The organism is Actinopolymorpha rutila, assembly GCF_013407855.1.
Classification (GTDB): domain Bacteria; phylum Actinomycetota; class Actinomycetes; order Propionibacteriales; family Actinopolymorphaceae; genus Actinopolymorpha; species Actinopolymorpha rutila.
Map to the genome: position 1 here is coordinate 4,298,016 of NZ_JACBZH010000001.1, position 13,437 is coordinate 4,311,452.

Here is a 13,437-nt window from a genome sequence, read left to right on the forward strand (position 1 = left end):
GGCCGCCGATCTCAGTCGTCACCGTGTCAGGCGAGCGTGCCGGTGCGACGTCGCCTCACGAGGAACATGCCGCCGAAGGCAGCCGCCGCCAGCGCACCCGCGCCGCCGACAGCGAGTCCAGAGTTGGTGCCCGACGAACCCCCATCACCACCGTCGACCCAACCGCGCGGTGTCACGCAGTGGTCACCCTTGGACCACTGGTCCTTCTTGCCGTGGTCACCCTTGGTCCACTGGTCCTTCTTGCCGTGGTCACCCTTGGTCCACTGGTCCTTCTTGCCGTGGTCGCCCTTGATCCACTGGTCCTTCTTGCCGTGGTCGCCCTTGATCCACTGGTCCTTCTTGCCGTGGTCGTCCATCTTGCAGGTGCCGACCCAGGTCGTCACGTTGCCAGTGGGTGCAACGCTCGCGGACGCCATTCCGGGAGCAGCTACCAGCAGTGTCGCGCTCGCGAACGCTGCGCCGACGGCGAGCCTACCGAGATACCTTTTCGACATGCCTTGCATCACTCCTTTGTGAGTGGTTTTTCTCAGCATCCGCTGACGCCTGAAAGCTGCCCCGGCGATGCACAGACAATCGAAAATCCAAGTGGCGGCGAACCGTGGAAATCAAGCACTCGGAAATCCTAGGCTGTGCCGTAATTTCGCCGTACAACCCGAAGCCCTCTCGCTAACCGGAGTGGCGCAACTGCGCTGAAGATGGGCTTCCGGTACAGGGAAGAAATGTCGCCCGTACTTCGCCGTTGCGGGCGGAAGTTTCGTGGGTCCCTGAGGAAGCTTGCTGCGCGGTTCACCGTATGGTGGTTTGATGCTCCCCGCATTACTGAGAAGGGTCCCCTTTCCGGAGAATCGTGCAGACATACTCCTGGCGGTGGGGCTTGGGATCAGCTTCTTTATTTTCGGCTATGTCGGAAACCTGCTGAGTCCGATTCAGGGGTCCGTTGGACTGTTGTGGCCCCCGACCGGCCTCGCATTGGGCGTATTACTCCTGTTCAGCTCAAATCTGTGGCCGGGTATTCTTCTCGGCGGATTCTTTGTAAATCTGCTCATCTGGGGTAGGCCGCCTCTGGTAAGCCTGGCGGTGGTCACGGGAGCGACGGTAGGGGTGCTGTGTGGCTATGTGCTTCTGCGTCGCGTGGGGTTCCGCATTCAGTTGGACCGTATGCGCGACCTGATCGCGCTGGTCGCGCTGGGTGCTGTGGCCGGAATGACGATCACCTCCACCGTCAGAGTCGGCACGCTCACACTCGCAGGCCTGGTGCCGGCCGACAGGTTCTGGACCGCGTGGTGGCTGGACGAGCTCAGCTCGATCATGGGCGTGATCATCGTGACACCAGTCGTCCTCCTGGCCTCGAGAATCCGACGACTACGTCCTCCGCGCCCACGCCGGGTTGTGGAGGCTGCGGCCGTGCTGGGCGCAGCGTTCGTGGTCATGTCCATTGCCACCCATGCCAGGTCAGAGTTGCTCTTCTTGATCTTCCCGGTTCTGATCTGGGCTGCATTGCGTTTCCAGGTCAAGCTGGCCGCGCCATGTGTGCTGCTGGTGTCACTGTTGACGGTGTACGGCGCGGCGGTCGGCTCTGGTCCCTTCGAGGGTCAGGGACTGTCCTCGAAGGTGGACACCGTCCTGGCGTTCGAGCTGGCCACGGCACTGACGTCACTGGTGCTGGCCGTGACCACCGTCGAACGTATCCGCGCACACGGCGAGGTCGAGCGGACAGCGGACGAGCTCGCCTCAGTGGTCGCTCAGCTCAGTCGGAGCCTTGGCCGACGACTCGTCCCGCCAGTCATCGAGGAGGCAACTGACAGGATCAGCGGGGAACGGCGCGTGGTCCGCGAGCGGATTCGGACTCCGCGCGATTCCCGGGTCGATCCGGACACGTCCGACCTTGCACATCCACTTCACGGGGACACGCCTGTAACCCCCGAGGACGACTAGCCCGGTGCGGTACGACAACTGCTACGCGGAGGGTCTCGTTCGCCGTTGAACGAGCATGCCGTCCGGGTCGAGGTCGATTCGCGAACCGAAGCGGCCACTGGCCCGATCCAGCATGGACGCCAGCCACCGGGAGTCTTCACCCGACGCGTGCCGGAGGCGCATCTGCCGGGCTTGCAGCGGCGCCATCCTCAAATCGGCCAACTCCCCAGTCTTTGGGTCCAAGGACACGAGGAACAGCAGTCGCAGGTCATCGCGGAACTCCTCGTAACCGGTGACGCCTTCGTAGTCGTCGATGAAGTCTCCGCAGCCGTAGAGGATCAGCTTGCCCTCATACACGTCGACGGAACGAGGGTGGTGGGACGAATGCCCGTGCACCACATCGACACCTCCGTCGATCAGTGCATGTGCGAAGCTGACCTGATCGTCAGGTATGTCGTAGCCCCAGTTTGATCCCCAGTGGATCGAGACGACCGCGACGTCGCCAGCGCACTTCACCACATGAACTCGGTCGACAACGTCGGCTGCGGCCGTCGGCGACGGCTCGGCCAGAAAATCGACGCCGGGCTGCTGTTCAGATGCAGCCCAGGCCTCCGGAATTCCGCTGGATGCCATACCGATCGAGAAGACCACTGCTCGCCCTCCGCCACTGAGCGGAACGATCGCGGGGCGGCGGGCCTCGTGCACATTCTTGCCTGCCCCCACTGCCCGTAGCCCCGCGCCGGCCAGCGCCCGAAGAGTGTCCTCAAGCCCTGGGTATCCGAAGTCCAGCACGTGGTTGTTCGCCAATATGCAGACGTCGGGTCTCGCTGCGCTCAAGCAAGGAACGTTTCGCGGGTTGACCCGATAATGCACCGCCTTGCGCGGAGCGAACGCGTCGCTTTGCGTGATGCTCGTCTCTACGTTCATCACTCTCACGCTGGGCTCGAACCCGTCAAGCAGGTGCAGCGCGTCTCCCCACGGCCAGCAGAAGTCAACTGGGCAAGCAATAGGGCCGTTCACCGCTTCTGCCAATTCGACGTATGCCAGGGCATCTCGCACATAGGTCTCCCGCAGCGCCGCGTCGCCAGGGTGCGGAAGGATTTGATCAACGCCGCGACCGAGCATCACGTCACCGCACAGGGACAATCGCACACTCGGTGCACTCATATCTCCACGCTAGCCGGACTCGTCCGATCGGCTCCGGGGCGGCAGAACTCCAGCGGAGCTCTGCCGGGCGCAGGGCACCGCGCTCACCGTGTGAGGTCCTGCGTCTCGGCGGCGGACCGCGCGGTCTGCGTCGTCAGTGCGGCAAGCTCATCGGAGACGCGTATCCGGGGCGACGAAGGACCACGGATGCGACGGGCGTCGGGCGGCAAGGCGGTCACGTCTCGCGCACAACGTTCCCGCGCCGCGGCGATCGTGTCCCTGCCCCCGAGACGTCGACCGTTCCGCATGACCTCGACGAGCAGCGGTTCATGGCCGTCGGGTCCAGCCTCCTCGCGAAGGGCAAGGACGTCCTGCTGGATCGGAAAGTGCCGCCACACCTGCTTCGCGCCCGGGAGGGTGGCCTTGCCGGGCGAGAGCTTGCAGACGGGGCGATCGCCGAACGCGACCAACTTGTACGCGCTGTCCAGAGAGGGCGCGTCGGCCGACACGCCCATGCGGGTGCCGACACCCGCAGCGTCGATCGGCGCTCGTTCCAGGACGAACCGCTCCAGGTCGTACTCGTCCAGCCCGCCGCTGACGAACACCCGGACCTTGCGCAGACCCGCCTCGTCCAGGATCTGCCGTGCCTCGCGGGCGAGCGTGACGAGGTCACCGCTGTCCAGTCGTACCGCGAGCGGCCTGTCCAGCCTCATGTCCTGGATCACCCGCACCGCCGCGCGCACCCCGGTCGGTGTGTCGTAGGTGTCGACCAGGAACGTGACCGGCCCGGGCAGGTCCTCGGTGAACGCCCGGAACGCGTCGATCTCACGTGGGAATGCCTCGACGTAGGAGTGCGCCATCGTCCCGGCCGCCTGCAGCCCGTAGCGCCGTGCCGCCTCGACGTTGCTGGTGGCAGCGAAACCCGCGATCGACGACAGGCGGGCGACGGCCATGCCGGCCTCGATCCCGTGAGTACGCCGGAACGCGAAGTCGACGAGCTCCATGTCGCCCGCCGCGATACGACATCTGGCCGCCTTCGTGGCGATCGCTGTCTGGTAGGTCATGTGGTTGAGCAGCACGGTCTCGACGAGTTGCGCCTCCGCCGCCGGCGCTGTCACCTCCAGAAGGGGCTCGTCGGCGAGAACCACACGGCCCTCGGGAACAGCGCGGACGTCCCCGGTGAAGCGCAGCCCGGCGAAGGACCGAACGGTGGCGTCGTCGAAGCCGGCATCGCGCAACCAGTCGAGGTCCTCCGCCTCGAAAGCGAATGACTCCAGAGCGGTCAGGCAGTCCTCCAGACCGGCGGCGACGAGGAAGCCGCGGTCGGGTGGCAGGGCGCGGACGAAGAGGCTGAACGTGGCAGGTCCGGACATGCCACGCCGAAGGTAGCCTGCGGCCATGTTCAGCTCGTAGAGATCCGTGGCGAGCCCTGCCCCCATGGTTCGCTCCCTCCGCTCTCAGCGCCTCACGTCCCCGCCGGCGTGCGTCTGGTGCGTCGCCGCGCCGGATCTCCTTCCGCGGTCCCCTTCGACGGTGGTCCGGTGGACCGACCCGTCGCGGCGCCCTGATGACGTTCGGCCCTGCTGGAACAGCGTCAACCGGAGCTAGACAGAAAGAGCAATTGCTCTATGTGGAAGGGATCCGCTGATGCGTGTCGAAGAGGTCTATCGGCCCGAAGTGTTGGTCTGTGAGGCGACGGACTCACTGTCGGAGGCGGCGAGCAAGATGACCAGCCGGCACGTCGGCAGCCTTGCTGTTGTCGACGGTAACAGCCTCGTCGGCATCCTGTCCGAACGCGATGTCGTGCGTGCGGTCGCCGAAGGTGTCGATCTTCTTCGCGCCGGCGCCGGGTCGCATGCGACCCCGGATGTCGAGACCGCCAAGCTCGCCGAGGACACCACTGACATCGCCCGAAGGATGCTCGACGCCGGCATCCGCCACCTACCCGTGGTGCAGGAACACACCGTTGTCGGCATGATCTCCATGCGCGACGTCCTCGCCGTCGAGGCGTGGTTGTGACATTGCTGCGCCACGCGCGCCGTCCGCTCACTTGACGGTCCCGCCGGCGACCCGCCAAGCGCGTCCTCCGAAAAACACCACGCCAACGAGCTCGTGGGGACGATCTTGCTGGGGGCGTCTCTAACCCTCCGTCATCACGCGGCGGAGCATCTCCGTCGACGCGACGGACTCGACCGTCGGCTGGTATTCGAGGCCGAGCGGACCGCTGTAGCCGGATGCCTCGAGGTCGTCGAGCAGCTTTGCCCAGTCCAGCGTTCCCGTTCCGGGTTCGTGACGCCCCGGTACATCTGCGATCTGTACGTGCTTCACGTGGTCCCCCGCGTCGGCGAGTACCGTCCTGACGTCCTCCCCCATGACGAGCGAGTGGTAGGCGTCGTACAGCACAGCGACCTCGGGCCGCCCGACTTCGCGGACGATCGCGACCGTCTCCCGCGTCGAGTCGAGGAAACAGCCGACGTGGTCGACGCGGGAGTTGAGGTTCTCCAGCAGGATGCCGACACCAGAGCCCGCTACGGTGTCCGCCGCTCGCTTCAGAAATTCGACGAGCGCGGTCCGCTGCTCACGGGGTTCGACGCCATCGAGGATGGTTCCACCGGTCACCACGAGATGCTGTACGCCGACCTGTTGCGCGAGTGGCAACGCGTCGGCGAGCGCGGCGAGGTTCGTCTCGAGTTGAGCAGCGTCGCCAGACTCGCCGATCGGCGCGGTCACGACGACGATCGTCACGCCGGTATCACGGAGAGCTGCGATGTAATCCGCTGCCTGGTCGGCGGTGGGCAGCGGCCACGTGTCGACGAATCGGAATCCAGCCGAGGCGGCGGCCCGGACACGGGCCGCGGGCGAGGGCCCAGCCTCGGAGAACAACCACGTCAGGTTGGGCGACAGCTCGAAGGTCACTTCTTCTCCTCGGATGCGGGCGGGTACCGAATGAGGCTCCGGACGAGCTCACCGTGGCGAGTGTCCACGTAGGCGCTGCTGACACACAAGTTCGACATCGACAATGCCGACAGTGTGACCGCACTCTGCCGGCCACGGCGCCCGTTGATGGCCTCGCGGTGGCCGATCCCAGACTTCGCACCGCTCGGACCGCTGCACCTGCCTGGCCGGATGACAGGCTGCGCCTCGTAGGTGCCGGGTACTAGAACGCCCAGATCAAGGGCTGGCGCGACGTTGAGCGGGTGGCGGAGGATCTGGAGAAGACCGCGGCACATGCCCCACAACAGGCTCTTCGAGGAGGAGATCGATGTACTTCAAGGACTTCGAACGGGTCCTGGCCGTCTACGCACACCCTGACGATGCGGAGTACCTGTTCGGCGGCACGGTCGCGCTGCTTACCAATCGTGGCGCAGAGGTCAACTACGTGTGCTGCACCGACGGCCGTAAGAGCGGCCCTGATCCGACCATGACCGAGGATGATGTGGCCGAGATGCGCGCCGAGGAGCAGCGCGCGGCCGCCAAGGTTCTCGGCGTCAAAGAGGTGACGTTCCTCGGCTGTCCCAATGGCACCCTCGAGGTTACACCGGAGCTTCGCCGAGACATTGTCCGACAGATCCGTCGGCACCGGCCGCAACTGATCCTCACCTTGGATCCACGGCGCGCCCTCGACACCCCGATCGAGATCTCGCATCGGGAACACATGAATGTCGGCGAGGCCACCTTGGTGGCCGCCTTCCCGGAGGCCGGCACGCCGCGGATGTATCCGGAGTTGGCCGACGAAGGGTTGAAGCCGCACCGAGTGGACGACATCTGGATCGCGACTGCCCAGGATGCCAACAGATACGTTGACACCACCGATGTCGTCGAGCAGAAGGTCCGCGCGTTCCAGTGCCATGTCAGCCAGTACGGCGACCGCCCGGGCCGGCCGGCATGGACGTTCGACAGTTCGAGCTGGTCCCCGATGAGGAAAGCGATGCGGGCCGCGGGGGAAATGATCGGCGCCGAGTTCGCCGAGAGCTTCCGGGCAGTGACGATCTGACAGGTGTGTGTGGCCGCTGATGTAACAGCACCCTCGGCAACGCACCCCACGGTCAGATCGCGCTCGCAATGGAGTCCCACGTGGCAACGGTGACTACATGATCTCCTTGGCCTTGGACGTCCAGGTTCGACCTCGGTCGTGGGATCGGATGACCGCGACCCAGTCGACCCCTTGGTGTACTCCGGAGGTCACCGGCCCCGGTGCGGTCCAGGTCTCAGCGGGCGACCGCAGATACCCCTCGGATCCCTTCGAGGATGGACAGTGCGCCCCTGTCGATGAGCTTCTCGGCCAGGGCGGCACCGAGCTTCTCCGGCTCGCCGACCGGGCCGGACAGGGAGCCTGAGACCCGCCGAGCGCCGTCGAGCGACGTGACCTGAGCGAAGAGCGACAGGAACCCGCCTGGCTCAGTCTCCGCGTACGCGCCGACCGGCACGCTGCACCCGCCGTGCAACTCGGCGAGCAGGGCCCTCTCCGCGCGCACCTGGGCGTCGACAGTCTTGTCGCCCACGGTGGAAAGGATCTCCCTGAGTTCGGTGCTGTCTGCTCGGACCTGAATGCCGAGCGCGCCCTGTCCGGGCGACGGCGGGAAGAGATCGAGGGGCAGCAGTTCGCCGATCGCGTCGTCGAGCCCCAGGCGGCGAAGCCCCGCGGCGGCGAGGACGACCGCATCGAGGCCCATGCTCTCGATCTTCTTCAGACGAGGTGGCACGTTTCCCCGGATCGGAACGAGTTGGAGGTCCGGGCGAACGGCCAGGAACTGAGCGATTCGCCGAGGGGCGCCAGTTCCCACCCGGGCGCCGTTCCGCAGGCCCGACAGCGTTGACCCGCACAAGGCGTCGCGTACGTCTTCGCGTCCGGGGGGTGCCAGCAGGGTCAGACCGGGTGGGCTCGCAGTTGGCAGGTCCTTCAGGGAGTGGATAACGACGTCCACGTCTCCCCTACTCAGCGCGGCCTCCTGCTCGGAGCTGAACGCGCTACCACCGTTGATCGCAGGGACATCGGAAAGCCGCGATCTTCGGTCCTTGTCGCCACCTTCGAGAATCACCCGATGGGTGAACGTGACGTCCGGAAATCGCTCACGAAGCGAGCCAAGATATTCTCTGGCCTGGGCTTTGGCCAGATTGCTTGCTCGCGAACCGACCAGATACGTTGTCACGGCGATCTATTCCTGTTCACCTGGCCTGTCGTTTCCCTGAAGCCCTCGGGTTTCGTGGAGGCTCCGGGCGCTACCCGTGGTCGACGAGGTGGGCTACGGCAGCCAACCGTTCCACGGCTTCGACGGTCCAGGCTCCGTCGACGATCATGACGAGATGGTCGATTCCCAACCCGGCGAGGGCCGCGCAACGCTCGGCGACTTCGGCCGGGGTGTCGTCGGCTTCCAGGCGGCTGCTCACTGTCTTCTCGATCTCGCCCAGGGGACGGTCCACGGCCTGGCAGTGCGCAGCCAGCACGTCGAGTTTGCGTTTCAGCAGGTCGGGCTTGCCCGGGATGTCGAACAGGTTGCAGGCATCGGCATAGGTCGCCACCAGACGCAGCGTCTTCTTCTCACCGGCGCCTCCCACCAGGATCGGAGGATGCGGACGGGACAACGCGTTCGGGTGATTCGTGGGACGCTCCAACCGGTAGTGCACGCCCTCGAACGGCGTCTCCACACCCGCCCACATCTGCCGGGCCAGCCGTAACGTCTCCTCAAGGCGCTCGAACCGCTCCGCCGCAGGCGGCAGCGGCAGGCCCATCGCCCGCGCCTCTGCCTCGTTGTAGCCGGCGCCGATACCGAACCACGCCCGGCCACCCGACAGCACGTCGAGGCTGGTGACCGCCTTGACCAGCAGGCTCGGCGGACGAAACGTCACCGCCGACACCATGACACCGAGGCGGACCCGCTCGGTCCGCGCCGCCACGAACCCCAGGGTGGTGTAGGCCTCCAGCATGTCGTCGCCCGTGGTGTCGTACGGGTTCGCCTGAATCAGGTGATCGCCCACCCACAGCGTGTCCAGACCGGACTCGTCGACTGCCCGTGCCACGTCCAGCAACGACGAGCCGATCGCTTGCGGGCCGCCAGGAGAGGTGAAGTTGCCGATATTGATACTCAAACGCATGAGCCCAGCCTGACAACACCACGTTCGACCACGCGTCGTCCTTTCGGAGACAGTCGAACTACGCCTCCCGCAGTACGCCCGGCCGAAGTCAGGCTCGCGGGCTTTGCAGTCAGCCTGTCGTGCGGCCCGGGGCTCCAGGCGGTCGCTTGCGGGTCATGAGCTCGAGCCGGCAGGCACCAGGTTCGGCGAACGGCAGCAAGTCGGCGCGCTCGGGATCGGCGCCGTACCCTCCGAGCGCCCCACGGACGACGCCGAGATGCGCTCCGCAGACGACGTCGGGGTAGTTGCGCGCCGCCTCCAGCAGGGGGCACCTGGTCAGACGTACGACGGTTGCCCGTGTGTCGGTCTCAGGTGCGAATCCGAGGTCGTCAAGTAGCGCGATCACCTTCCTCCGTGCGGTCGGCCCGCCGCGGGTCGCTGTCACCCGGCGGTCACCGGCCAGCTCCCGGCCCCAATCCGCTCCGGCGGCGATCGCTTCCTGCCGGGGATTCGGGCTGCAGCGGTGGATCGCGGCCGCGAGCGTCGACACCAGACCGGCGTACTCCGACCTTTCCGGGCCTCCGACGACCGGCTCGTAGAGCCAGGCTGGACGTCCGCGCCCTCTGGACTCGGCAGGATGCCGAGTGGCGAGTCCGTCCTCGATGAGTGCGTCCAGGTGCTCGCGAACGGTGTTCTGGTGCAGGCCGGAGGCCGCGACCAGCGCCGCCAAGGTGGTCGGTTCAGACTGCGACCGCAGCGCGCCCAGCAGCGCGGCACGCGACTGCGACAGAGGTCGCTGCGGCCTGTAGACGGCGGGCATTGGACCGTAGTCGGTCGACGGTTTCATGCATCCTCTCGGCTTCCATTTTTCACGGAGTAGATTGTACTAAAATGGCTGCGTCGCTGTCAGCGAGGCCACACGGCTGATCAACGAGGCGGGGAGCGCGGAGGGCTACGGATGAATCATGCGGAAGGCGCCTCAAGCGGGGCCGAGGCGCGCGCCGCCGAGGCGGTTGTACAGCACCATACGCACATGTCCGGCACACTGGGGCGTCAGGTCGGGTCGCTGATCGCCGCCGCGGCTGAGGGAGACACGAAAGCCTCGAATGACGCCCGCGACGATCTGCTGGAGTGGTGCGAGACAGAACTCCTACCTCACGCACAGGCGGAGGAGGCGACGTTGTACCCCACAGCCCACGCCAGGAGCGACGCCCGCTTGCTCGTCGACGGGATGCTCGCCGAACATCGGCTGATCCTCGGACTGGTACGCGAGGTGGGCGCCGCCGAAGGAGTGGTCCAAGTCGCAGCCGAAGCTCGAGCGCTGCAGGCGGCCTTCGATAGCCACCTCACCAAGGAGAACGAGCAGTTGGTACCACTGCTCGAAAGTGCACCCGACTTTTCGCTGGCTGAAATGCTCGACGGTATGCACGAGATCCTGGGCCAGGATCGATGACCCGGGGCGCAGACAGACGGCGTACCAGGACCATGCCTCCGCCACGTGGTCAGGTGGCGTCCGGCCGCACCACGGGATCGGGTAGCCGCACCATCGCGGCATGGGCTAGCCGCGGACCGACACCGTGCAGGTTTTCCTCGATCCACGCCGTATTGAGCTGCATGTTCTCGAAGTCACTCCAGATCCGTTGGTCGTTCGCACAGCTGTACCCGCGGCACACACCCGGCCGGTCTGCATACACACTGCAGCCGTGGTTCTCCGGATCGATGTGAACGCAGGTACCAGTGGCATCCTGCCGGATCTGGTATGGCCGGCCCAGGTCCCATTTCAGGGTGCCAGACTCGACCTCGGCGGCGCTGAGGGCGAAGTTCAGTCGACAGCAGACGGCGCGGCAGACGTGCATCCGCTCGGCGCAGTTGACCGGCACGAAAGTGTCGGCGGGGACGTCGGTGTCGACCCGCAGAGCGACGCCCGGCGACATGGCCTCCCCCCGCTGGTCGAGTTCAGCGCGAACGGCCGCGGCCGCCTGGCCCAATGCGCCCTGGTCGATCGCCTTGTCAGCGACCAGTACGTTGATCAGGCCGTACAGGAACGTCTCGACCTCGGTGACGCGTTCCGCGGTCTCGCTGAGCGCGGTGTGTGTGAACAGGCTCCCACGCTCCACCTGCCGCTCCAGCGCATCGACGGCGTTCCGCCACAGCTGCCCGGCTGTCTCGGGCGGGGCATCTCCCATCGCCTGCTCCTTGAGTGCAGCTACGACAGCCGCTGCCGTAGCAGGTCGATCTGGGCGTCACGCTCATCCGGGTTGAGGTGTACGGGGTACGGCACGCCGATCAGCTCCGCGATCAACTCCGCCGCCTCATCCTTGACCCGATAGTCGTAGCTGTTGCCGTACGTGGCCTCCTGGCTGCCGCTGTAGCGGAGCTGTGTGCTGTCGTCCAGCAGAGCCGCGAAGGCCGGCACCGCTGCGTCGCCCAGGGCAAGGACATGCGAGGCGACGGGGGCAGCGAGGTCGCCCGGGAGCCCCCACGGGTTCGCCATCCTGGTCATGTTCTGCCGCAGGGCCTCGGCGTACAGAGATGCCAGCACCCCTCGGTCGCCGGGCGCGGGGAAGGTCGGGTCGCGGGTGAAGAGCACCTCGGCGGCGAGGAAGCGCGGGACGGACGCCGTACCCGGGTGAAGTGCCAGTTGCCGTAACGCTTCGGACGCATCCGGCCGACGCCAGACGTGGTCGAGCGCATTCTCGTCGAACCGTTGGAAGAGTTCCAGGTAACCGAGGTCACCGAGTTCCTCAGCCAGGTCACGGCCTGGCTCCCGAGGACGGTCCGGGTGCTCCGCACGGCCCGTCATTTGGTCACCGTGTCCGAGAGCAGCGGTTGCATCACCCAGCCGACCCGGCCGACGAGGGTGCCGTCGACAACGGTGACCTTCCACCATTGGGTCTTCGCGCCTTTGTTGAAGGCCGCAGCGGCGGCCTTGTCGGTGACCTCGAGACGAGTGTTCTTTGCCAGCTTGCCGATCAGGCTCACCGGAGACTTGGCCGCGTCCTGGACGAGCCAGACGCCCGCTGTGTTCGTGAACTTCCCCATGATCATCGGCAGCGGGATCGTAGCGGCTCCGGTCGACGTCGGTTTCGCGGCCCACAGACCGGCAGCAGTCGAGAAGGTGCCGGTTGGGACGTCCTTGCTGACCAAGGTCAGCGGCAGCTTGCTGAACTTGTTGGCCGCGTCACTCCGCCATCCCCACTGTACCGATCCGTACCAGGTGCCCATTTGAACGCCCTTGACTGCCACGGCTGTGGTCTCGAACACTTGGCTCGAGTTGGGCCCGTGCGGTTCGATGCCGGGTTTGTCCTTGAGTAGCGCGTCCTCCTTCTGCACCTTCCCGGCCTTGTCGATGTACCGCCACCCGTGCTGCCCCCAGAACTTGTCAGTAGAAGTATCAGCCAGCCGATCCTTCGCCGTAGGTGCCTTGGTCGCGTACAGCGGGTTGCCGTAGGCCTCGAGACGGTCGATGCTCGCACCCTCGCCGGGCTTTGCGGCGGGGATGGATCGCGCCTTGAGGGTGGGGCTTGCGCCAGGCCAGACGGCCGTACCGGATTCCTTGCTCGTGACCATCTGCGTCATGCCGATCAGCTCGGCGTCGACATGCTTACCGGGCTTGAAGCGCAGGTCAATCTCGACTCCGACTTCGTTCTTCTTGGCCTTGTCCAGCATCGTGTCGTACTTGTCGGTGTCGAACTCGCCGGCCCAGGTCGTTACCGCGCGATGGACCATCGGCCGACTTGTGCGAGTGGAGCGCAGGGTGTCCCGAAGGCCGAGGGCCAGCGAACGGTCGGGTCCTGTCCTCTGCCCGAAGAGGTGTGCCGCGGCGTTCGCCGCCCGTTCGGCGGCGTCGCCCGGGGTGCTCACGGCCTTGGTCTGTACGGCCGCCGGCGCACCGGCCTGCTGGACCACATGAGCTAGTTCGTGGGCCAGCAACTGTCGGCCGGTGGCCGTATAGGGCTGGTATCGACCTGGGCTGAAGAAGATGTCGGACCCGGTCGTGTACGCGAGCGCTCCGTAGGCCCTCGTCGTGGCGGCCGACTTTTCATCGCTGTGCACCCGCACCCGGCTGAAATCATGACCGAATCGCGTCTCCATGCCGGATCGGACATCTCCGTCAAGCGGACGGCCAGCCTCCTGCGGAGCAGGAGACTGCTGCTCCGAGGCGCGGCTTTGCCGATCAGGCCGGCTGTGGGCAGGCTGCGGCGGGGTGAACTCAGGCACGGCTGCACATCACCCCTTCCTGAAGTTCAAATCCGGCATGAGGATAGCCCCGCCGCGTCACCACGCCGTCACAGGATTTGGTTC

At 66.1% G+C, this 13,437-nt stretch carries 14 protein-coding genes; 4 read left to right on the forward strand and 10 right to left on the reverse strand.

Going from position 1 to position 13,437, the window contains the following annotated elements:
* Positions 1-26: 26 nt before the first annotated feature.
* Positions 27-383, reverse strand: coding sequence for a hypothetical protein (locus F4554_RS19155; protein WP_179788835.1), 357 nt, complete (start codon positions 381-383; stop codon positions 27-29).
* 484 nt (positions 384-867) lie between these two features.
* On the opposite strand from F4554_RS19155, the gene F4554_RS19160 reads away from it, so the two are divergent.
* Positions 868-1,935 carry an MASE1 domain-containing protein gene (locus tag F4554_RS19160; RefSeq protein ID WP_179788836.1) on the forward strand — a complete coding sequence of 356 codons (1,068 nt, stop codon included), beginning with the start codon at positions 868-870 and terminating at the stop codon, positions 1,933-1,935.
* 21 nt (positions 1,936-1,956) lie between these two features.
* Here F4554_RS19160 and F4554_RS19165 read toward each other — a convergent pair whose 3' ends face one another.
* Entirely contained in the window at positions 1,957-3,081 is a 1,125-nt protein-coding gene (locus tag F4554_RS19165) for a CapA family protein (RefSeq protein ID WP_179788837.1), read from the reverse strand.
* An 83-nt stretch (positions 3,082-3,164) separates the two neighbouring features.
* Complete coding sequence (locus tag F4554_RS19170; protein ID WP_179788838.1) at positions 3,165-4,499, reverse strand: nicotinate phosphoribosyltransferase; 1,335 nt, start codon at positions 4,497-4,499, stop codon at positions 3,165-3,167.
* Positions 4,500-4,707: 208 nt separating this feature from the next.
* Here F4554_RS19170 and F4554_RS19175 point away from each other — a divergent pair, with 208 nt between their 5' ends.
* A complete protein-coding gene (locus F4554_RS19175; RefSeq protein ID WP_179788839.1) occupies positions 4,708-5,079 on the forward strand; it encodes a CBS domain-containing protein in 372 nt (123 codons plus the stop codon).
* Between the two features lie 120 nt (positions 5,080-5,199).
* Here the strand turns inward: F4554_RS19175 and F4554_RS19180 are convergent, their stop codons facing one another.
* Positions 5,200-5,976, reverse strand: coding sequence for a TIM barrel protein (locus tag F4554_RS19180; protein WP_179788840.1), 777 nt, complete (start codon positions 5,974-5,976; stop codon positions 5,200-5,202).
* 346 nt (positions 5,977-6,322) lie between these two features.
* Between F4554_RS19180 and F4554_RS19185 the strand changes: the two genes are divergently transcribed.
* Positions 6,323-7,054, forward strand: a complete 732-nt coding sequence (locus F4554_RS19185) for a PIG-L deacetylase family protein (protein WP_179788841.1) — start codon at positions 6,323-6,325, stop codon at positions 7,052-7,054.
* A gap of 214 nt (positions 7,055-7,268) precedes the next feature.
* Here F4554_RS19185 and hemC read toward each other — a convergent pair whose 3' ends face one another.
* The 3 genes from hemC to F4554_RS19200 form a co-directional block, all read right to left on the reverse strand.
* The gene (gene hemC, locus F4554_RS19190; protein WP_179788842.1) at positions 7,269-8,210 is read right to left on the reverse strand and encodes a hydroxymethylbilane synthase; all 942 of its coding nucleotides are present in this window, start codon (positions 8,208-8,210) and stop codon (positions 7,269-7,271) included.
* A 70-nt stretch (positions 8,211-8,280) separates the two neighbouring features.
* Complete coding sequence (locus F4554_RS19195) at positions 8,281-9,153, reverse strand: LLM class F420-dependent oxidoreductase (RefSeq protein WP_179788843.1); 873 nt, start codon at positions 9,151-9,153, stop codon at positions 8,281-8,283.
* Between the two features lie 109 nt (positions 9,154-9,262).
* Positions 9,263-9,979, reverse strand: coding sequence for a helix-turn-helix transcriptional regulator (locus tag F4554_RS19200; RefSeq protein ID WP_179788844.1), 717 nt, complete (start codon positions 9,977-9,979; stop codon positions 9,263-9,265).
* Positions 9,980-10,090: 111 nt separating this feature from the next.
* Here F4554_RS19200 and F4554_RS19205 point away from each other — a divergent pair, with 111 nt between their 5' ends.
* The gene (locus F4554_RS19205; protein WP_272955892.1) at positions 10,091-10,585 is read left to right on the forward strand and encodes a hemerythrin domain-containing protein; all 495 of its coding nucleotides are present in this window, start codon (positions 10,091-10,093) and stop codon (positions 10,583-10,585) included.
* Positions 10,586-10,634: 49 nt separating this feature from the next.
* Here F4554_RS19205 and F4554_RS33695 read toward each other — a convergent pair whose 3' ends face one another.
* The 3 genes from F4554_RS33695 to F4554_RS19220 form a co-directional block, all read right to left on the reverse strand.
* Positions 10,635-11,249: a YkgJ family cysteine cluster protein gene (locus tag F4554_RS33695; protein WP_179788846.1), complete on the reverse strand. Its 615-nt coding sequence runs from the start codon at positions 11,247-11,249 to the stop codon at positions 10,635-10,637.
* A gap of 89 nt (positions 11,250-11,338) precedes the next feature.
* Positions 11,339-11,935 (reverse strand): hypothetical protein, encoded by a 597-nt coding sequence (locus F4554_RS19215; RefSeq protein ID WP_179788847.1) that lies wholly within the window; start codon positions 11,933-11,935, stop codon positions 11,339-11,341.
* Complete coding sequence (locus F4554_RS19220; protein ID WP_179788848.1) at positions 11,932-13,353, reverse strand: eCIS core domain-containing protein; 1,422 nt, start codon at positions 13,351-13,353, stop codon at positions 11,932-11,934. The genes F4554_RS19215 and F4554_RS19220 overlap by 4 nt, the downstream gene beginning before the upstream one ends.
* Between the last annotated feature and the right edge of the window lie 84 nt (positions 13,354-13,437).

What these genes read in the sequence shown, in the direction of transcription:
- F4554_RS19165 (WP_179788837.1), bottom strand. Translation starts at nt 3,081, where the DNA reads ATGAGTGCACCGAGTGTGCGATTGTCCCTGTGCGGTGACGTGATGCTC.
- F4554_RS19170 (WP_179788838.1), bottom strand. Translation starts at nt 4,499, where the DNA reads ATGGGGGCAGGGCTCGCCACGGATCTCTACGAGCTGAACATGGCCGCA.
- F4554_RS19175 (WP_179788839.1), top strand. Translation starts at nt 4,708, where the DNA reads ATGCGTGTCGAAGAGGTCTATCGGCCCGAAGTGTTGGTCTGTGAGGCG.
- F4554_RS19185 (WP_179788841.1), top strand. Translation starts at nt 6,323, where the DNA reads ATGTACTTCAAGGACTTCGAACGGGTCCTGGCCGTCTACGCACACCCT.
- F4554_RS19195 (WP_179788843.1), bottom strand. Translation starts at nt 9,153, where the DNA reads ATGCGTTTGAGTATCAATATCGGCAACTTCACCTCTCCTGGCGGCCCG.
- F4554_RS19200 (WP_179788844.1), bottom strand. Translation starts at nt 9,979, where the DNA reads ATGAAACCGTCGACCGACTACGGTCCAATGCCCGCCGTCTACAGGCCG.
- F4554_RS19205 (WP_272955892.1), top strand. Translation starts at nt 10,091, where the DNA reads ATGAATCATGCGGAAGGCGCCTCAAGCGGGGCCGAGGCGCGCGCCGCC.
- F4554_RS19215 (WP_179788847.1), bottom strand. Translation starts at nt 11,935, where the DNA reads ATGACGGGCCGTGCGGAGCACCCGGACCGTCCTCGGGAGCCAGGCCGT.